This window comes from Vibrio sp. E150_011 (genome assembly GCF_053544015.1).
Genome location: NZ_JBHFOL010000008.1, coordinates 141,336 through 160,932, shown reverse-complemented (window position 1 = coordinate 160,932; position 19,597 = coordinate 141,336). Strand labels below are relative to the sequence as shown.

Below are 19,597 nucleotides of genomic sequence, written 5' to 3'. Positions count from 1 at the left end.
ATCTTCATCAGCGTGTTTGAGAGTCTAATATTGAAGACGAATTTTTAGCAGCTGGTTTGTACTAGCAAGTGTTTTTAACATTAAGTCTGTCAGAAGACCTACTTTGCTGTTAATGCGATTCCATCAAAATGAATGCCTACCCAACCGTGCTGAATGAAGTTACGAATGTTGGCATGGTCGCTACCATTAGGGTGTTTTAAAACGTCGTCACGATAGAATTGACCAAAACAAGCGAGCGTTGATGATTCATCTAACCCTTGAGCCTGAGCAAAAGCAAAAATCTTACAAGACCCATTATTTTGTCCTGCTTGATTTTCGGTTTCTCCGTTTACGAAGCGGACTGGGTTAAACTTAAAATGCTCGTCAATAACTTGCATCGTTTGCTCAAACATGACTTCATTAGGCTTTGTAGCCAGTAACTCTAGAAATTTATCCATATTATGTTCTCCCTCGTGATTCATCAGAGCCCGTACTATATCATCAGGCCAATCAAAAGTGAGTAACAAGTAGAAAAAGTACTTGTTGATGGACAGTTACGTTCTTGCAGATTTATTTCGGCAGCTCGTTATTTACAAATTTGAACGGTTCAAAAACGTGTCAGCTCTGTCTTCGCTAGCGCAGAATGAAGCTTGGGCTGTAACTGCTCCCACAAATAAAGACTAACCGTCACCCCTTGGAAAAAGGGGGGGGGGGAGCTTCATCAGCGCGTCGTGAACAGCTTCCTAGTACTTGGCTTTCGTCAGCGCAGAATAGACTCTGGCATGTGACTTCTTCCACCAATCAAAATAACCGTCATCCCCTTGAAAAAGGGGATCTTCACCAGCGCGTTGTGAACTGGTTTCCTCGCACTTGGTTGTTATTTTAAGTGAGTTACACGCTTTGGGAGATCCCCGTTTTCACAAGAATAACGGCCTAATTGGGATGAGTTAGAACGTGACGTACTAAGAGGTCGCTCTCCAAGGTGCGTTAGCTTGGGCTTGGTTTTCGTCAGCGCAGAATAGACTCTGGCATGTGACTGCTCCCACCAATCAAAATAACCGTCATCCCCTTGAACAAGGGGATCTTCACCAGCGCGTAGTGAATTGGTTCTTAGCACTTGGTTTGTATTTCAAGTGAGTTGCTCGCTTTGAGTCATCTTTGCTTCCACAAGGATGATGACTTAACTTCGGTGGGTCATAGAATGTTAAGGTAAGAGTCGTCAGTCATTTATATTTCGCTTGAATGTCGATACTTCTTGAATGGTATTGTGCTAGAGCAAAGAGAAAACTCAATGCGTCTAATGATGAGATAAATCATTTGAGGTAGAAGAGGGTGTGCTTAGATTTTTTGCTATAGAAGAGCAGAAAAGCAAAAGGCCTGAGAAGCAATAATGCTCTCAGGCCTTTCTGTATTTGGTGGCCCCTCGCAGACTTGAACTGCGGACCAATCGATTATGAGTCGAGTGCTCTAACCACTGAGCTAAGGGGCCTTATAGGGAAGAGATTATAGGGGATGGTAGGCAAGCTGTCTAGACGTAAGCAGGGCTAATTGCGCTTGCTTTTTAATCACTTAAACCAATAGACACAAAAAAGGTGAGCTAGTGCTCACCTTTTGTCTGATTTATGCGGTTGTTACTCGTCTAGGAAGCTACGCAGAGTCTCTGAGCGGCTAGGGTGACGAAGTTTACGCAGTGCTTTCGCTTCGATTTGACGAATACGTTCACGTGTTACGTCGAACTGTTTACCCACCTCTTCAAGAGTGTGGTCAGTGTTCATATCAATACCAAAACGCATACGAAGTACTTTCGCCTCACGAGGAGTCAGACCCGCTAGAACATCTTTCGTTGCAACTCGTAGGCTCGTCATTGTCGCGGAGTCTAGAGGCAGCTCGAGAGTCGTATCTTCGATAAAGTCACCTAGATGCGAATCTTCGTCGTCACCAATTGGTGTCTCCATTGAGATTGGCTCTTTGGCAATCTTAAGAACCTTACGGATCTTGTCTTCCGGCATTTGCATACGTTCTGCCAGTTCTTCAGGAAGAGGCTCACGACCCATTTCTTGAAGCATTTGACGAGAAATACGGTTCAGCTTGTTGATCGTTTCGATCATGTGCACCGGAATACGGATGGTACGTGCTTGGTCAGCGATTGAACGAGTGATCGCCTGACGAATCCACCATGTAGCGTAAGTTGAGAACTTATAACCACGACGGTATTCAAACTTATCAACGGCTTTCATCAAACCGATGTTACCTTCTTGGATTAGATCCAAGAATTGTAGGCCACGGTTGGTGTACTTTTTAGCAATCGAAATTACCAGACGTAAGTTCGCTTCAACCATCTCTTTCTTAGCACGACGAGCTTTCGCTTCACCGATAGACATACGACGGCTGATGTCTTTGATATTTTGTACTGAAAGTGACGTTTCTTCTTCGATAATATCCAGTTTTTGGATAGAACGACGAATGTCATTTTCGTAGCGACGAACTTTTTCAGCGTACGGCTTATCAGAGCTGAGTACTTCGTCAAGCCATGCGTCATTTGATTCATTGCCAGTAAAGAGGGCAATGAATGATTTTTTCGGCATTTTTCCGTATTCAACAGCCTGACGCATGATCAAACGCTCTTGAGTTCTTACGCGATCCATTGAGGTGCGTAGCTCTCTTACGAGGTGATCAAATTGTTTTGGTGTTAAACGGAATTCTTTGAAGACTTCTTGTACAAGACCGTGAGACTTAGCCACTTGTGGGCTGTCGTATCCGAATTCGTTGATAACAAGCTGAAGGTCTTGGTAAGTGTTACGCAGAGCCGTGAACTTCTCTAAAGCAAGTTCTGGGTCAATACCTTGATCTTCTTCTTCCTCATCGTCCTCGTCAGAGCTGTCTTCGCCTTCTTTATCTTCGTCAGCAAGATCAGTTTCAGCAAGTTCTGAACCGATGTGTGTGGCGGTTGGTGCGGTTGTACCATCGTCATCAGGATCAACGAAGCCTTGAATGACATCGGTCAGGCGCAACTCTTCGGCTTGAACTTTATCAAACTGCTCAAGAATATAAGGAATAGTACCTGGGTACTCAGCAACAGAGGCTTGTACCTGGTTGATACCATCTTCGATACGCTTAGCAATATCGATTTCGCCTTCGCGAGTCAACAACTCAACAGTGCCCATCTCACGCATGTACATGCGGACAGGATCGGTGGTACGGCCAATTTCACTTTCTACGCTTGAAAGCGCGGCAGCAGCCGCTTCGGCAGCATCTTCATCGGTGATAGACTGTTCATCACTCAGTGCAAGGTCATCGGCATCAGGGGCAGTTTCTACCACCTTAATACCCATGTCATTAATCATCTGAATAATATCTTCTACCTGCTCAGAATCTACAATCTCTTCAGGTAGGTGGTCATTTACTTCTGCGTAGGTCAGATAGCCTTGTTCCTTGCCCTTGATGACAAGCAGTTTTAGCTGTGACTGCGGATTTTGCTCCATAGACGATATCCAACTTAGATCTAGTGAAGGGTTTAGTATGCGAAATGCAAACCGTTAATAGTAACAAATTTATTTATTGCTGACTAAACAAATAGGGTTACGCTTTTAAATCTAGCATCAAGGCCAGTAGCTCCCGTTTTTCATCGACTGATAAGCCGACGCTTCTTTCTTTAGCTTGCAGGTTTTCGATTTGTTGTTCCACGCATTGGGCTAAAATTCGGTCCAATGAGTCAATAAATACATCTTCTTGATTGTCATCGTCAACCTGGAGATCCCAGCTTGCGAGACGAGACAGAAGCGCCTCATTCTTGGTATTACGCCAATGTTCAAGCAGTTGACCTGTAGTCATATGGGGGTGCGCTTGACACTTATCAACCACTTCGCCCAATAAAATTAACCCAGGAAGTGATAAATCTCTCACTGTTGAGAGATCCGGTACCATTTGAGCATAGCTCGGATTTTGCAAAAGTAGAGCGATTACATCACGCATTGGTGTTCGTTTGATCACTTTTTGCGGTTGTGGTCGTGTTTCTACGTTGGTTTTGCGAGCGCGCCTGAGTTGATTATCAAAGCCTGTTCGTTCATCTAAGCGCTTTTCTAATAACTCCTGAAAGTAAATATCAGGAATTTTATTGATCAATTCGCTCGAAAGGGCGCGTAGGGCTGATTTTCCTTCATTCGACCCTAGATTGAGCTTGTTTAGCTCAATAAGGTTATCGAATAAATAAGAAGACAACGGTGTCGCGTTTTCAATTTGTTGCTCTAGTGCTTCTTTTCCATACTTACGTACATAGCTATCAGGGTCTTCACCATCTGGCAAAAATAGAAACTTCAAGGTGTTGCCAGATTTTAGGTGTGGCAAGGCATTCTCAAGCGCTCGCCAGGCCGCATCTCTACCGGCTCTATCACCATCATAACAACACACGACGGTGTTAGTTTGACGAAATAACACCTGCAGGTGATCGCCTGTTGTCGATGTTCCGAGCGAGGCTACTGAGTAATCAACGTTATATTGAGCTAGCGCAACCACATCCATATAGCCTTCAACCACGAGAATATGTGGTGGCTCACGGTAAGCTTGCAGGACTTCATATAATCCATACAGCTCTTTGCCTTTATGGAATATCGGTGTTTCGGGAGAATTGAGATACTTGGGCGTATCGTTACCAAGTACACGACCACCAAATCCAATTACACGACCACGTTTGTCCCTGATAGGGAACATGATGCGACCACGAAAACGGTCGTATCGATTGCCTTTGTCGTTTTCTATCAGCATGCCACCGGATACAAGCATATCCTGAGTGGCTTTTTGTTGGCCAAAATTCTTTCTTACGTTGTCCCATTCATCAGGTACGTACCCGATGCCAAACTTTTGAACGATTTCACCAGAGAGTCCACGACCTTTAAGGTATTCAATCGCAATTTTGTTGCTCGATACCTTGAGTTGATCTTTGTAGTATTGTCCGATAGCGGTCATGAGATCATACAAGGATCTTTTTTGTTCGCTGTTGGCCGTAGGCCCTTTGGTAAAGCCGCTTTTGCCGTTGGTTTGCTCTCTTGGGACCTCTAGTCCTAGAGATGAGGCAAGTTCTTCTATTGCTTCTACGAACTCAAGACGATCGTATTCCATTAGGAAATCAATCGCGTTTCCGTGTACACCGCAACCAAAGCAATGGTAGAACTGCTTGTCTTGGCTGACACTAAATGAGGGCGTCTTTTCATTGTGGAAGGGGCAGCATGCGCCGTAGTTCTTACCTTGTTTTTTTAGTTTTACACGTGCATCAACGATGTCGACAATATCGAGTCGAGCAAGCAGGTCGTCAATGAAGTTGCGGGGGATGATTCCAGCCATAAAACCTTTTTACAAGAAAGAGATAACCCTTTTTACTAGAGTTGAGATACAAACAAGCCGTGCACTCCAGAGGATAGCACGGCTTGTTGCAATTCGATTGGGTGACTAAGCCAGTTTAGCGCGAACTAAACCACTTACTTTACCCATGTCTGCTCGGCCTTGAATCTGCGGCTTCAGCACGCCCATTACTTTGCCCATGTCTTGCATGCCAGCGGCACCAGATTCTGTAATAGCACTTGCGATAAGCGCGCTTACTTCGTCTTCGGTCAGTGGTTGAGGCATAAAATCCTCAAGAACCGTAATTTCAGCTTTTTCTGCATCCGCGAGATCTTGACGATTCGCAGCTTCAAATTGAGAGACAGAATCGCGACGTTGTTTAACCATTTTTGTCAGAATTGCAATAATGTCATCGTCGTTCAGAGTAATCCGTTCGTCGACTTCACGTTGCTTAATTGCTGACAGGGCTAAACGAATAGTGCCAAGGCGAGCTTTGTCCTTGGCTTTCATCGCAATCTTTTGCTCTTCTTTGAGTTGTTCAATAAGAGCCATAACTAAATTCCTCTTGGGACCTAGTTATTAGTACAGGCGAACGCGACGTGCGTTTTCGCGAGCTAGCTTCTTAGCGTGACGCTTTTGAGCTGCTGCTTTAGCGCGTTTGCGTACTGTAGTAGGTTTTTCATAGTGCTCACGACGACGCACTTCAGAAAGGATACCTGCTTTTTCGCAAGAGCGCTTGAAACGACGTAGTGCAACGTCGAACGGTTCGTTTTCACGTACTTTAACTACTGGCATATGCCTTTCACCTCAGGGTTTATCTGTTCATTAATGCTGGTGCTTTTGTTGTTAGCCCTAAGAAATTCCTTAGTTCTAATCGGTAAACCAGCTAAATCAAAAATGGTGCGGAATTTTAATCCGATCAGATGGGCTTTGTAAAGTGTTTTTCCGCTTATCTCTTGTACAAAATTTGTTTGAGAGGCGATGACGAGGTAATATTGCGCCAATTTCGAAATATGTCGAGAACATTATGCGCATTTTAGGTATTGAAACCTCTTGTGATGAAACGGGTATCGCCATCTATGATGACGAGAAAGGCCTGCTATCACATCAACTCTATAGCCAAGTCAAATTGCATGCTGATTATGGTGGTGTGGTGCCTGAGTTAGCCTCTCGTGATCACGTAAAAAAAACGATCCCATTGATCAAAGCGGCATTGGCTGAAGCGAATTTAACGCCAAAAGATCTTGATGGTGTTGCTTACACCTCTGGTCCAGGCCTTGTTGGTGCCTTGCTTGTTGGTACCACAATTGGTCGTAGTATGGCGTACGCATGGGGAGTGCCAGCGGTACCCGTGCACCATATGGAAGGGCATTTGTTAGCGCCAATGCTAGAAGATAACCCACCGCCGTTTCCTTTTATCGCGTTATTAGTATCTGGTGGTCATACCATGATCGTTGAGGTCAAAGGTATCGGTGATTATAAAATTTTAGGTGAATCCATTGATGATGCTGCGGGCGAAGCCTTCGATAAAACCGCAAAGTTGATGGGGCTTGAATACCCTGGTGGTCCGTTGTTGTCAAAATTGGCAGAAAAAGGCACCAAAGGTCGTTTTAAGTTTCCACGACCGATGACGGATAGACCCGGTCTGGATATGAGCTTTTCGGGTTTAAAAACCTTTGCTGCAAACACGATACGAGCCAATGACGATGATCCGCAGACTCGTGCTGATATCGCTTATGCGTTCCAAGAAGCCGTCTGTGATACGTTAGCAATAAAATGTAAGCGGGCACTAAAGCAAACGGGAATGAAGCGAATCGTGATTGCTGGTGGCGTGAGCGCAAACCAATTCCTACGTCAAGAGCTTGAGGCACTGGCCAAGAAGGTCGGTGGAGAGGTGTATTATCCTCGTACTGAGTTCTGTACGGACAACGGTGCCATGATTGCTTATGCTGGAATGCAACGGTTAAAGAATGGAGATATCGCTGATATGGCAGTAGAAGCCACACCTCGCTGGCCAATTGATCAGTTAACACCGATTAAAGATTAAATAGACGAGAGTGAGTTTATGACTCAAGTGGCTAGACATCATAGCCGCTTAATACTGTAGCAACTCAATACCGCAGTCACTCAATATTGTCATTCCCCCAAGGTTAGAATAAAGGTCACATCAGTGGCCTTTTTCAATGACAAATTTAAACAAAACACCTAAGGTTTGTTACTTTTAAAGCGTGCTATCTTAATAAAAAATATAGGGAATAAGAACAATGAAACAGTTTTCTATTGATGGCCAAATGATGGCGTATCAAGATATAGGCTCTGGCCCAGTTGTCGTTTTTGGTCACAGTTATTTGTGGGATAGTAATATGTGGGCACCGCAAATAGCCACCTTGAGTCAACATTATCGTTGCATTGTTCCAGATCTTTGGGCACATGGAGAGTCTGATTCAGCCCCAACGTCTATGCGCAACCTTACCGACTATGCTCAGCATATCGTGGCATTGTTAGATGAGCTCGGTATCAATGAATTCTCTATTGTTGGTTTGTCTGTTGGTGGTATGTGGGGCGCAGAGTTGACCTCACTCGTCCCGTCTCGCGTAAAAAGCTTGGTCATGATGGACACCTTTGTCGGGCTTGAGCCTGAAGTCATGCACACTAAATACTTTGCGATGTTAGATACCATCACACAACTCAAAGCCGTACCTCAAGCGATCGTCGACGCCGTTGTGCCTATGTTCTTTGCGCAAGATGCTGTGAATAACACGCCACGGTTAGTCGAGGCATTCACCAGTCAGCTTTCTAACTTGCAAGGTGAAGAGGCGGTCGAGGTTGCACGTATTGGTCGCATGGTATTTGGTCGACGAGACCTATGTGATGAGCTTGAGAAGTTCGCGTTACCAACATTGATTGCGGTGGGCGCAGAAGATAAGCCAAGACCAGTATTAGAGTCCTACTTGATGCAAGATTTAGTGTCAGGTAGCGAGTTGATGGTGATTCCAAGTGCAGGGCATATTAGCAACCTTGAGCAGCCCGATGTCGTAACCGCTAAGTTGCAAGAATTTTTAGCGCAGCACGCCGAATAGAGACCATTTTTCAGAAAAGGCACCGTTTACGGTGCTTTTTTTTGTCCAACTTTTGGCTCTGTGCCGTCAAATAGGCGACGAATATTTTGGTGATGACGTAAAATGATGAGGCAACTCAACATCGCGACAGGGAGTGTAAATACCGGTCGTACCATCCAAGTGTAAAGTGGCGCGAGCATCACGGTTGTGATAGCAGCCAAAGACGAATAGCGAAAGATCAACGCAACAACCAACCAAGTGCCAGTGATCAGCCCTGTGAGATCCCAACCGAGCGGAGCTATCGCTCCTAATGCTGTCGCGACCCCTTTTCCCCCAGTGAAATGAAAAAACAACGGATACATATGACCCAAGCATGCGGCAATTGCGATCACACCTAAAATGATAGGGTCGATATCTAGATAGTAGCCAATCCATACCGGTATCGTTCCTTTGAGCATATCGCACAGCAATACTGCGGCAGCGGCACCTTTTCCGCCTAGCCGTAAAACATTGGTTGCTCCAGGATTTTGAGAACCCACGGTTCTTGGATCGGGTAGGTGCAATAAGCGACAGATCAGCACTGCACTCGACACGGAGCCGAGTAAATAAGCGATGATGATCATGGCGAGCGCTAACGGTGTCATTGCATACCTTTTCTCAAGAAATTATCAATAGGGACTGATATCATATCGGCAATAGTACGTTTTTTCCCAACAAATGGGTATCCGACCTCTAATAAAGGACAAATCATGGCATTGGACAAAGTATTTATTGAGCAGCTTGAAGTGATAACCACCATTGGTGTTTATGACTGGGAACAAGAAATTAAGCAGAAGCTGGTTTTAGATATTGAAATGGCACACGACAATGCGCCAGCAGGGAAGAGTGATAACGTAGAAGACGCGCTTGATTACTCTCAAGTGAGTACAGCAGTGATTCATCACATCGAAAGTGGGCGTTTTCTTTTGGTGGAACGTGTCGCAGAAGAGATTGCTGCATTGATTCAAACCCAGTTTTCAGTGCCATGGGTTAAGATTCGTTTGACTAAACCAGGGGCAGTTGCACAAGCCAGCGGTGTTGGCGTTGTGATCGAAAGAGGTCAGGCATGACCATTGCCTATATTGGGGTTGGCTCCAATATTGATCGTAGAAAACACATTGTAGCGGCGTGCCGAGAGCTTGAATTATTGAGTCAAGATACGGCCTTTTCACCGGTGTACGCTTCTGAGTCCTATGGATTCTCAGGCAATGAATTTTATAATCTCGTGGTGCGAATAAAAACCTCACACACGGTGGCATCATTAAGCGCCGCACTTAAAGAAATTGAAGTGAAGTGGGGGCGGGAGTTAGGAGCCAAGAAATTTCAAAACAGAACATTAGATCTTGATATTTTACTGTTTGGAAATGAAATTTCACAAAAAAAACCGATTTTGCCACGAGAAGATATCTTTAAATATTCTTTTGTCATACAACCCCTGTATGATCTGGCTCCGGATCTAGTGATCCCTCAAGATGGTCGCACGGTGACGCAAATTTGGCAGGCTATGTCTGATCCCGTTGAACTTAGAACCATCGATCTTAACCTTTAATCAGTCTTACAGAGCACAGCTTTGCGGGCTGGACCGAAACGTTTTAGTGGTAGCAGTGAATAATGAGTTATTTTGAAGCCTTTATCTTAGCCTTGATTCAAGGGCTAACCGAATTTTTACCTATCTCAAGCTCGGCGCACTTAATCTTGCCTTCTGCCATTCTTGGCTGGGAAGATCAGGGACTTGCCTTTGATGTGGCGGTACACATTGGTACGTTGGTCGCCGTGGTGATCTATTTTAGACAAGAAGTGGTGACGCTGTTTAGCGCTTTGTTCGCTTCTATTTTTAAAGGTGAGCGAAGCAAAGAATCTAAGCTTGCCTGGATGATTGTACTGGCGACCATTCCGGCCTGTATTTTCGGATTGCTGATGAAGGACCTTATCGAACTGTACTTACGCAGTGCTTATGTGATTGCAACGACCACCATTATTTTTGGTTTGTTGTTATGGTGGGTCGATAAACACGCGCAGCAAAATGCCGATGAATATCAGGCTGGTTGGAAGAAAGCATTGTTCATTGGTTTTGCGCAAGCGATGGCGATTATTCCGGGTACGTCTCGTTCTGGCGCGACAATTACAGCCGCTCTTTATCTGGGCTTCACACGCGAAGCAGCCGCTCGGTTCTCATTCTTGATGTCGATCCCAATCATTACTCTAGCGGGTTCGTATCTTGGTATGAAGCTCGTGACCGGCTCAGAGCCGATCCACTTTGGCTATTTGCTAACGGGGATGGTGGTATCATTTATTAGTGCATACATCTGTATTCATTACTTCCTAAAATTGATCTCACGAATGGGCATGATGCCCTTTGTTATTTATCGATTAATCTTAGGCTTTGGCTTGTTTGCGTTTTTGCTGATGGCGTAATGAATAAGGGTTGAGCACGTAGTTGTCCAATTACGTGCTCAACGGTTTCAATGCGCATCGCGCCTACTCTGTTCTATCCGTCTATATTATTGGTCTAAGAGTCTAAGAGTCTAAGAGTCTAAGAGTCTAAGACTTTAAGAATCTAAGACTATTAGGGTTTGCTTTATTGCATCTGCACGGCGCTTATCCAACTCATCTTTGATGTCTTTACCTTGGAACCCATCGGCAATAATCGCCTGTACATTCACAGACAGCGCCGCTTGATAAGCCGCCCTCACTCGATCGGCTTGCGGGTATGGCATCATCTCTAATCCTTTGCGACCAAGGTGGTCGGCCTGGCAACAAAGGAGAATCTGCTCTAATTTAGCGGGTTTTCGCCAAACATCGAGTTGTGAGAATATCTTAATAAATGTTGTGGCTTTGAGTTCACTCGCTCTGTGAATATTTGAATGCTGAGCGCAGACCGCCACGGCAAGGTCACGGTAGTCATTGGGCACGCGAATACGTTGGCTAAGCTGCTTTATCAGTTTTTGTCCAGTATGACAGTGTCGCTTATGGCTCGGCCATTCCTCTTGTGGCGTGACACCTTTACCCAGATCATGAACTTGAGCCGCAAAACGAATGGTGGTGTCTTTAGTTAACCGGCTAGCTTGCTGCGTCACTAATAAGGTGTGTACACCCGTATCTATTTCAGGGTGCCACTTCTCAGGTTGTGGTACGCCAAAGAGAGCATCGATTTCAGGCAATACCACACGCAGTGCGCCACAGTCTCTTAGTACGGTCAGAAATATTTCAGGATGGGGCGTGGATAACGACTTATGCCACTCTTGCCAAACTCGTTCCGGTGTCAGGTGAGCGAGTTCGCCATTCGATACAATGGATTGCATGAGGGACATAGTTTCTGGCGCAACCTGAAAACCAAGATGATGCAGTTTAGCTGCAAAGCGTGCAACGCGTAACACACGCAGCGGGTCTTCAACGAAAGCGGGCGAAACGTGTCGCAAGAGGCGATGCTTTAGATCGATTTGTCCCTGATAGGGATCGATAATATCACCTTGCTCGTTTTGAGCCATGGCATTAATGGTGAGGTCGCGACGAAGTAGGTCTTCTTCTAAGGAGACATCGGGAGAGGAAAAACACTCAAACCCAGTGTAGCCATGACCTGTTTTACGCTCCGTACGAGCAAGGGCATGCTCTTGTTTGTTCTTAGGGTGTAAGAAGACAGGAAAGTCTTTACCCACAGGCTGAAAACCTGCGGTGAGCATTTGTTCTGGTGTGGCTCCAACCACAACCCAGTCTTTGTCATATACCTCAAGGTTGAGTAAGTGGTCACGTACCGCACCACCAACAAGATAGACTTGCAAATTGGCTCCCCTTTTTCACACTTTGCCGTTGGCATTCATTAAGCCCAATGGTACTTTGCTTTTTGTCATAATGTAAGGACGAGAGAATGTATAAGGATTTTTTTGGTTTCCACGAGGTACCGTTTTCAATTGTGCCGAGCTCTCGTTATCTTTTTTTGAGCCAGAGACACCGTGAAGCCATGCAGCACCTACAGGCTGGATTAGGGCAAGGTGGTGGTTTTGCCATGTTAACTGGGGAAGTTGGCACCGGTAAGACAACCGTGGCTAAAGCGATGTTAGCGGCGCTTGATGATAAAACAGCATCTGGATTCATTCTCAATCCCACCTTTTCTAGCCAAGATCTACTTGAAGCAATCTGCGATGAATTCAGTTTAACCTACCCAGAAGGTGCCTCGCTCAAGCAGCTTAGTCAGGCAATTTATCGTTATTTACAAAGCAATGAAGAGCAGGGCGTCAACACGTTATTGGTCATTGATGAGGCGCAACACCTGTCAGCCGATGTGTTAGAGCAGCTTAGATTACTGACTAATTTGGAAACGGATGACCGCAAATTACTGAAAGTATTATTGATTGGGCAGCCAGAACTGCAAGATAAGCTGCGTACTACGCAACTGCGTCAACTCGCACAACGAATTACCGGGCGATACCATTTGTTGCCACTTACTGAGGGGGAAGCTCGCCAATATATAGAGTTTCGTCTTTCAATGGCTGGTGGCCAAAGTACGCTCTTTTCAAAAAGTGCGGTCTCGGTGATCAATCATTCAAGCCAAGGAATCCCACGTCTTATCAATCTTATTGCCGACAAGTCTCTACAGTACGCCTATCACTCCGGACAAAAAGACGTATCAAAAGCACTAGCGCAAAAGGCGAGCGAAGACATTTTATCATTTCAAGCTCCGGGTTTTGTTAATGGTTCACATCATTCGAGAGCGACACCAAATGCCATCAATATCCGTACGATTGTCGGTTATATGTCGTTAGGAACGGTTGGAGTGTCGCTGGCCTTGTTGCTTTATTTCAAAGGGCCGGAGCTGTTGGCACTGTGGCCACAAAGCCAAAAAAGCCCAGCTGGGGAGGCGATGGCTTCTGATTCTAAGGTGCTGACGAATACGTCTCATGTTGATCCTAGCGTTACATCGCTTGGAGCAACCCAAATACGCCTGGGGTATTCTGCTACATTGATTGATTCGGTATTTTTAAGGTCGGATAAAGTCGCCGCAATACAAGAGTTGTATAAAATTTGGGGGTATCGAGCCAGTGTCCTTGATGGTATGTGTGAAGGTGATGGCAACAGTGCATTTGTCTGCCAGAAGCGTTTAGGTACGTTGCAGCAAGTGCGGGATAACAATTTACCGGTCATGATGCCGATGTATTTAGATGGACGCGAAAGTTATGTTGTGCTGTACAAACTGTCAGACACCTATGCACAGATCCTCAATGGTTCAGAGCGGCTTCAGGTGTCGACTGATACATTAGAATCATTATGGACGGGTGAATATTACTTTATCTGGCAGCGGGCATTGACTCAAACTCTGAGGCTAAATCAAACAGGAGAGGCGGTACAGATCTTGGATGAAAAGTTATCAAAGGTCTTAGGGAGTCAACCGTCTGGTCATAATGTTTTCGATCAGCAATTAAAGAGGAAAGTTGAAGTGTTTCAACGCTGGCAACACATGGATGTTGATGGTATTGCAGGGCGAAATACCCTACAAACCCTCGAATTGTTAACACAGGTTGATGCTCCATCACTGGCGCTTGACGCCTCTGTAAAGGAGGTTAAGCATGCAATGTAACCGAATGAACACGATGACACTTGTTGCGCTTAGTGGTTTGATTTTGTGGCCTGTGGTGCATTCAATACCGTCTTTTGCCTCAGAAGAGACGTTAGGGTCTACGACGACCTCGAAGGTCACGTCATTGGAAAAAATGAATACTGACTCGACGTCAAGTGAACCGGAACAGAGTGAAGTCATTAAGTCCGACAGTGATGTTCTCGTTCTTACTTATCCAGATTTTGGGCCGCTCAATACATTGCCTGAAGATAAGAAGCCGATCGTTGAGCAACCCTCTGTTCAAAAACAGGAGAGTGTGGATCCTGCGTTATTAGCTATCCATTCATCGAGTGATAATAACAGACAATCACAATCACAATCGCAGTCGCCAGCAGAGCGTAATGTATCAGACGAGCCGTTTACTCTTGAAAGCTTAGATTTGAGTGGGCTTGATCCTGAAATTGCTCGAAAAGTGGCATCGGCCATGAGTCAGATAGATACCCCTAACCCTGTGACCACCAATCGCATCTCGCTGGAAGGTAATGAAAGCAAATATCAGGGTCGCCTCCCTGCAATGAACCTTCAGACGCATATGTATTCTTCAGATTCGCATCGTCGGTGGATAAAAATTAATGGTCAGGAGCTGAGGGAAGGGGATCGGTTGAACAACGTTCAAATCGTAGAAATAAGCCCCCAATCAGTGACAATCCGCTTTGACAATGAATTGATAGAAGTGCCAGCGCTTTATGAATGGGCTGGGTAATAGAGCGTCGCCTTAAAGATCGGCGGCTTGCTCATACTCACTGATGGGAGTGTTGGTCGAATAGGCGCGATTAGCGCCATTCTTGAGTCGTGTTATTGACCCGTCGGGTCGGTTGGTAGGGACGATGATGGCGGACGTTCGTTGATGCTGACCGCCTGGCCCGAAAACGTTTCGTTAGGAAACAAGTATTCAGCTTCTGTACGCACTTGCAATGCCCGGCTGCTATCACCAATAGCGTAGTACGCGAGGATCAGGTTTTGGTAGAAAGCTGGTCGCGGCTTACGTTTTATGATCTTAATTGACCAGTCAATGTATGGCTGAATATATTGAGGTTGCTGGCTGCTCAATCCAATTTTTAGATAGGTACTGTATACATCCCAGTCATACCGATCTTTCCAAACGACAGGGTTTGAGACTTGCTGTAAAATATCAGGATTACGAGGCTTACTCTGCTCGAATTTGGTCAGTACATAGTTAGTATGCAATGCTGCCACCATATAGGCGGTTGTCACGATGGGAACCACGAGCGACATGACTCGAACTAACGTTTTTGTTACGCGAGAAAATGAGGTTTGTTTTAACTGAGAACCTCGCTGGTCGACCCAGTAAATTAAGACAATAAATGTCAGCCAATGCACCAATGAGTGGTAGAAAGGATACTCAAGTTGTGTATGTAAAATGATAGGAATAAAGAGCGCAAAGATAGCCAGCCGTGTTCCTGGTTTGGAGGTATAGATACGGCTTAAAATAAACACGGCAGCCAAAATAATACCTAAAATAGCCACAATCCCCCCCTCTATTCCCCAAAAGAGCAGTTCATTGTGTGGGTGATCTAACGCGGGCATACCTGGTTCAAATTGCTCATTGAGCTGATGTTGTCGCGCGGTATAAAGGATGTACTCCGATTCAAACTTGCCAAGCCCATAGCCTGTCAGAGGCTTTTCTATCAACATATCAATAGATTGGCTATATAGCGTTGTTCTCACGTCTTGTAGTGTGGATTTATCTTCGATGAGTGTAGGATTTCCACTGCCACCAAAAGCGAGCAGCATGCCTAATGCCAAGCCAGTTAAGTTTGCGAGCGTCCAGCCGCGAAAGCGTTTGCGAGTGGAGTGACGATATAGGTAGGGCACCAAAAACAAAGCACCAGTAGACGCGCCCAGCCAGCCAGTTCTTGAACCCAGCACAACGATCAATGGAATTAAGACGATAGGGGTCAAATACAATAAGGATACATCACTGATTCGGCGATGATATTTGTGCTTTTGTCGAGCGAGTAAGTAGCCAGACAGCACTAGGCCGGTGGCGAGGAAGCTAGCCATGACATTGGGTTGTTGAAATATCCCATAAGGTCGATTGGCGATTGCGTTGTAACCAAAAATATTATCAACAGGTAGCCAAAAAAATTGGATGTAGCCTAAGATAGCTTCCATTAAGCTGGCGAGAACAATCAACCACAGCAGCCGTTGTTTTTGTTTATTAGTAAATTGGAATTGTTGCAGTAGAACAAAAAATAAGAAGCCACTCCACAGCGTGATGAAGCGGGGTAAAACGCTGCCAATGTTAGGCTGACTATACAATAACGGCAACGTCAGCAGCACACATGAAAATAGCAACCCAATGGTGAGCTTACTAAAGCGTAAGTACTGATTACTGCCCAATTGGTATAGCCCAATGGCGAAGGCCACACTAAAGGCAATCCAGGTCGTGTTGTTAAATGACAACGCAAGGCCAATACCACCGGGATTAGGCCAAAAGAAATGCATAGCAACGAGATACACCACTGCCATTGCCGATAAAAATTTTCGGTTCAGTGGTGGGCGCGTGCTGATAGTGGCTAATTCAGTGCCATTGATAAATGTTGTTGCCATCGTAAGTCTGGTTTCACTATAGCTAAGAAAAACTAAGTGCCTAGGAAGTAGGCACTTAGTCAATAGGGACTATTTATTCTTTTAACATAGTTTTTAGGAAGTCACACCGTCTTTAGGAAGTAACAGCGGTTTTAGGAAGCGAGCGGTATGTGAACCTTCGACTTGTGACACAGATTCAGGTGTACCTTCTGCAATTATTTCACCACCGCCTTGCCCACCTTCTGGACCAAGATCGATTACCCAATCAGCGGTTTTTACCACGTCAAGGTTGTGCTCAATCACTACGACGCTATTGCCATGATCACGCAGGCGATGTAACACCGACAACAGTAGCTCAATATCATGGAAGTGAAGGCCGGTCGTCGGCTCATCAAGAATGTAGAGTGTTTTACCTGTGTCTCGTTTGGAGAGTTCTTTCGCGAGTTTCACGCGTTGTGCCTCGCCACCTGAGAGTGTGGTGGCTGCTTGACCTAAACGAATATAAGACAAGCCTACATCCATTAATGTTTGCAGCTTACGGGCGATCATCGGTACAGGATCGAAGTATTCTCGTGCATCTTCAACGGTCATCTGCAAGACCTCATCGATGGTTTTACCTTTGTAGCGAATCTCTAAGGTTTCGCGATTGTAACGCTTACCTTTACAGATATCACAAGGGACGTATACATCGGGTAAAAAGTGCATTTCCACCTTAATCACGCCGTCACCCTGACAGGCCTCACATCGTCCGCCTCGCACATTAAAGCTAAATCGACCGGGTTTGTAACCGCGAGAACGTGATTCTTGCGTGCCTGCAAACAGTTCTCGAATCGGCGTAAAAATACCCGTGTATGTCGCTGGGTTTGAGCGGGGTGTTCGGCCTATTGGGCTTTGATCAATATCGATGACCTTATCAAAGTGCTCGAGTCCTTCAATCTTCTTATAAGGTGATGGTTCAGCTGTCGTGGCACCGTTAAGCTGGGTATGAGCAAGCTTAAAGAAGGTGTCGTTGATTAGGGTTGATTTACCCGATCCTGAGACGCCAGTGATGCAGGTAAATAACCCCACAGGGATCGTTAAATCGACGTTCTTAAGATTGTTGCCCGTCGCACCAGATAAGGTCACAACTTTCTTTGGGTCGAAAGGCGTGCGTTGCTTGGGAATCGAAATTTCACGCTTGCCACTTAAGTACTGTCCCGTTAATGAGGCCTCGGAAGCGAGAATGTCATCAATTGTGCCTTCCGCAACGATATAACCGCCATGGACACCGGCTCCAGGGCCAATATCAATGACATGATCGGCAGTGCGAATCGCCTCTTCATCGTGCTCAACCACCAGCACGGTATTACCTAAATCACGCAGATGGATGAGTGTATCGAGTAGGCGTTCATTATCACGTTGATGAAGGCCAATTGACGGCTCATCGAGAACATACATGACACCAACAAGCCCAGCACCAATTTGGCTTGCTAGACGAATACGTTGCGCTTCACCACCTGATAATGTTTCCGCACTGCGAGATAGATTGAGGTAATTCAGTCCAACATTAATCAAAAATTGTAATCGGTCATTGATCTCTTTCATCACCTTATCGGCTATTTGCGCTCGCTGACCTTCTAAGGAGAGTGAGTGGAAAAAGATCATCGCGTCACTGATACTCATCTCGACAATCTCAGGTAGCGTGGTGTCTTGGATGAATACGTTGCGTGCTTCTTCTTTTAACCGCGTCCCCCCGCAAGAGGTACAAGATTTGGTAGAGATATATTTCGTTAGGTCTTCACGTACGGAGTTCGATTCGGTATCACGGTAACGACGCTCAAGCGTATTCAAAATACCCTCAAATGGGTGATGTTTAACTCGAATATCGCCTCGGTCATTCACATAGTTAAACTCAACCTCGGTGCGTCCTGACCCTTTAAGTACGACGTCCCTTATTTTTTTCGGCAGTGATTTAAAGGGCGCAAATAAATCGAAATCATAGTGCTTGGCTAATGAAGAAAGCATTTGAAAGTAATAGTAATTCTTTTGATCCCAGCCACGAATAGCCCCCTCAGCGATACTGATGGTCTCATCTTGAATGACACGGGCGGGGTCAAAATACTGTTGTACGCCCAGGCCGTCACAGGTGTGGCAAGCCCCAGCAGGGTTGTTGAATGAAAACAGTCGAGGTTCTAATTCTTGAATACTGTAGCCACAATACGGGCAAGCAAAATTAGCTGAAAAAATAATATCGTCTTTCTCGGCATCATCCATCCAACCCACGGCGACAATGCCACCTGATAACTCTAATGCGGTTTCAAAGGATTCAGCGAGTCGTTGTTGTAGGTTATCACGGACCTTAAATCGATCGACAACGACCTCGATGGTGTGCTTTTTATGAAGCTCTAATGGGGGCGGATCGGTAAGATCACAGGTTTCACCGTCGATACGAGCGCGTATAAAGCCTTGTGCGGCCAGATTCTCGAGTGTTTTTACGTGCTCCCCTTTACGCTCTTTTACGATAGGGGCGAGTAGCATCATCTTTGAGCCTTCGGGTAGCTCCAGTACTTTATCCACCATCTGGCTGACCGTCTGGGCGGCGAGAGGTGTTTTGTGTTCAGGACAACGAGGTTCTCCAACACGGGCATACAGGAGCCGTAAGTAATCGTATACCTCGGTGATCGTACCAACGGTTGAGCGCGGGTTGTGTGATGTGGATTTTTGTTCAATAGAGATGGCGGGAGAAAGCCCTTCGATATGGTCGACGTCGGGTTTTTCCATCAAGGATAAGAACTGTCTCGCATACGCCGATAATGATTCGACGTAGCGTCTTTGCCCCTCAGCATACAAGGTATCGAATGCAAGCGATGACTTGCCAGATCCGGAAAGGCCGGTAATGACAGTGAGTTTATCGCGAGGAATCGTGAGGCTGACGTTTTTTAGGTTATGGGTTCGAGCACCCCTAACTTCGATCTTATCCATTGTTGCCACTCATGTAATATGCAGTGCGATAAGTATTACATAGTGTGAAGTTTGTGCAAAG

16 protein-coding genes and 1 tRNA gene are annotated in these 19,597 nt (G+C 45.6%); 7 read left to right on the top strand and 10 right to left on the bottom strand.

The annotated features are described in order from the left end of the window. Positions 1-98: 98 nt before the first annotated feature. The 6 genes from ACE1OE_RS14175 to rpsU form a co-directional block, all read right to left on the bottom strand. On the bottom strand, positions 99-437 hold the full coding sequence (locus ACE1OE_RS14175; RefSeq protein WP_449211449.1) for a HopJ type III effector protein: 339 nt from the start codon (positions 435-437) through the stop codon (positions 99-101). Positions 438-1,392: 955 nt separating this feature from the next. Continuing rightward, a tRNA-Ile gene (locus tag ACE1OE_RS14170) sits at positions 1,393-1,468 on the bottom strand. 142 nt (positions 1,469-1,610) lie between these two features. Beyond that, positions 1,611-3,461: an RNA polymerase sigma factor RpoD gene (gene rpoD, locus ACE1OE_RS14165; protein ID WP_449211448.1), complete on the bottom strand. Its 1,851-nt coding sequence runs from the start codon at positions 3,459-3,461 to the stop codon at positions 1,611-1,613. Positions 3,462-3,558: 97 nt separating this feature from the next. Next, positions 3,559-5,316, bottom strand: coding sequence for a DNA primase (gene dnaG / locus ACE1OE_RS14160; protein ID WP_102469833.1), 1,758 nt, complete (start codon positions 5,314-5,316; stop codon positions 3,559-3,561). A gap of 105 nt (positions 5,317-5,421) precedes the next feature. After that, positions 5,422-5,865 carry a GatB/YqeY domain-containing protein gene (locus ACE1OE_RS14155; protein WP_102469834.1) on the bottom strand — a complete coding sequence of 148 codons (444 nt, stop codon included), beginning with the start codon at positions 5,863-5,865 and terminating at the stop codon, positions 5,422-5,424. Between the two features lie 27 nt (positions 5,866-5,892). Then, positions 5,893-6,108 carry a 30S ribosomal protein S21 gene (rpsU, locus tag ACE1OE_RS14150; protein ID WP_001145625.1) on the bottom strand — a complete coding sequence of 72 codons (216 nt, stop codon included), beginning with the start codon at positions 6,106-6,108 and terminating at the stop codon, positions 5,893-5,895. A 232-nt stretch (positions 6,109-6,340) separates the two neighbouring features. On the opposite strand from rpsU, the gene tsaD reads away from it, so the two are divergent. Further along, positions 6,341-7,360 (top strand): tRNA (adenosine(37)-N6)-threonylcarbamoyltransferase complex transferase subunit TsaD, encoded by a 1,020-nt coding sequence (gene tsaD / locus ACE1OE_RS14145; RefSeq protein WP_372059892.1) that lies wholly within the window; start codon positions 6,341-6,343, stop codon positions 7,358-7,360. A gap of 217 nt (positions 7,361-7,577) precedes the next feature. Continuing rightward, positions 7,578-8,393: an alpha/beta fold hydrolase gene (locus tag ACE1OE_RS14140; RefSeq protein ID WP_449211447.1), complete on the top strand. Its 816-nt coding sequence runs from the start codon at positions 7,578-7,580 to the stop codon at positions 8,391-8,393. Between the two features lie 26 nt (positions 8,394-8,419). Here the strand turns inward: ACE1OE_RS14140 and plsY are convergent, their stop codons facing one another. Further along, positions 8,420-9,016, bottom strand: a complete 597-nt coding sequence (plsY, locus tag ACE1OE_RS14135; RefSeq protein WP_449211446.1) for a glycerol-3-phosphate 1-O-acyltransferase PlsY — start codon at positions 9,014-9,016, stop codon at positions 8,420-8,422. Between the two features lie 105 nt (positions 9,017-9,121). Here plsY and folB point away from each other — a divergent pair, with 105 nt between their 5' ends. The 3 genes from folB to ACE1OE_RS14120 all read left to right on the top strand — a co-directional run bounded on the left by folB (position 9,122) and on the right by ACE1OE_RS14120 (position 10,826). Beyond that, complete coding sequence (gene folB / locus ACE1OE_RS14130; RefSeq protein ID WP_102469838.1) at positions 9,122-9,481, top strand: dihydroneopterin aldolase; 360 nt, start codon at positions 9,122-9,124, stop codon at positions 9,479-9,481. Continuing rightward, a complete protein-coding gene (folK, locus tag ACE1OE_RS14125; protein WP_372059895.1) occupies positions 9,478-9,960 on the top strand; it encodes a 2-amino-4-hydroxy-6-hydroxymethyldihydropteridine diphosphokinase in 483 nt (160 codons plus the stop codon). Before folB ends, folK begins: the two co-directional genes overlap by 4 nt. Before the next feature lie 62 nt (positions 9,961-10,022). Next, the gene (locus ACE1OE_RS14120) at positions 10,023-10,826 is read left to right on the top strand and encodes an undecaprenyl-diphosphate phosphatase (protein ID WP_449211445.1); all 804 of its coding nucleotides are present in this window, start codon (positions 10,023-10,025) and stop codon (positions 10,824-10,826) included. A 134-nt stretch (positions 10,827-10,960) separates the two neighbouring features. Here ACE1OE_RS14120 and ACE1OE_RS14115 read toward each other — a convergent pair whose 3' ends face one another. Beyond that, the gene (locus ACE1OE_RS14115) at positions 10,961-12,190 is read right to left on the bottom strand and encodes a multifunctional CCA addition/repair protein (RefSeq protein WP_449211444.1); all 1,230 of its coding nucleotides are present in this window, start codon (positions 12,188-12,190) and stop codon (positions 10,961-10,963) included. A gap of 86 nt (positions 12,191-12,276) precedes the next feature. On the opposite strand from ACE1OE_RS14115, the gene ACE1OE_RS14110 reads away from it, so the two are divergent. Beyond that, positions 12,277-13,983, top strand: a complete 1,707-nt coding sequence (locus ACE1OE_RS14110; protein ID WP_449211443.1) for an AAA family ATPase — start codon at positions 12,277-12,279, stop codon at positions 13,981-13,983. Continuing rightward, a complete protein-coding gene (locus tag ACE1OE_RS14105; protein WP_449211442.1) occupies positions 13,973-14,725 on the top strand; it encodes a general secretion pathway protein GspB in 753 nt (250 codons plus the stop codon). Before ACE1OE_RS14110 ends, ACE1OE_RS14105 begins: the two co-directional genes overlap by 11 nt. 92 nt (positions 14,726-14,817) lie before the next feature. On the opposite strand, the gene ACE1OE_RS14100 is transcribed toward ACE1OE_RS14105, so the two are convergent. Together ACE1OE_RS14100 and uvrA are read right to left on the bottom strand one after the other, a co-directional pair. Beyond that, positions 14,818-16,596: a PglL family O-oligosaccharyltransferase gene (locus ACE1OE_RS14100; RefSeq protein ID WP_449211441.1), complete on the bottom strand. Its 1,779-nt coding sequence runs from the start codon at positions 16,594-16,596 to the stop codon at positions 14,818-14,820. Positions 16,597-16,689: 93 nt separating this feature from the next. Further along, on the bottom strand, positions 16,690-19,536 hold the full coding sequence (uvrA, locus tag ACE1OE_RS14095) for an excinuclease ABC subunit UvrA (protein ID WP_449211440.1): 2,847 nt from the start codon (positions 19,534-19,536) through the stop codon (positions 16,690-16,692). Positions 19,537-19,597 lie beyond the last annotated feature (61 nt).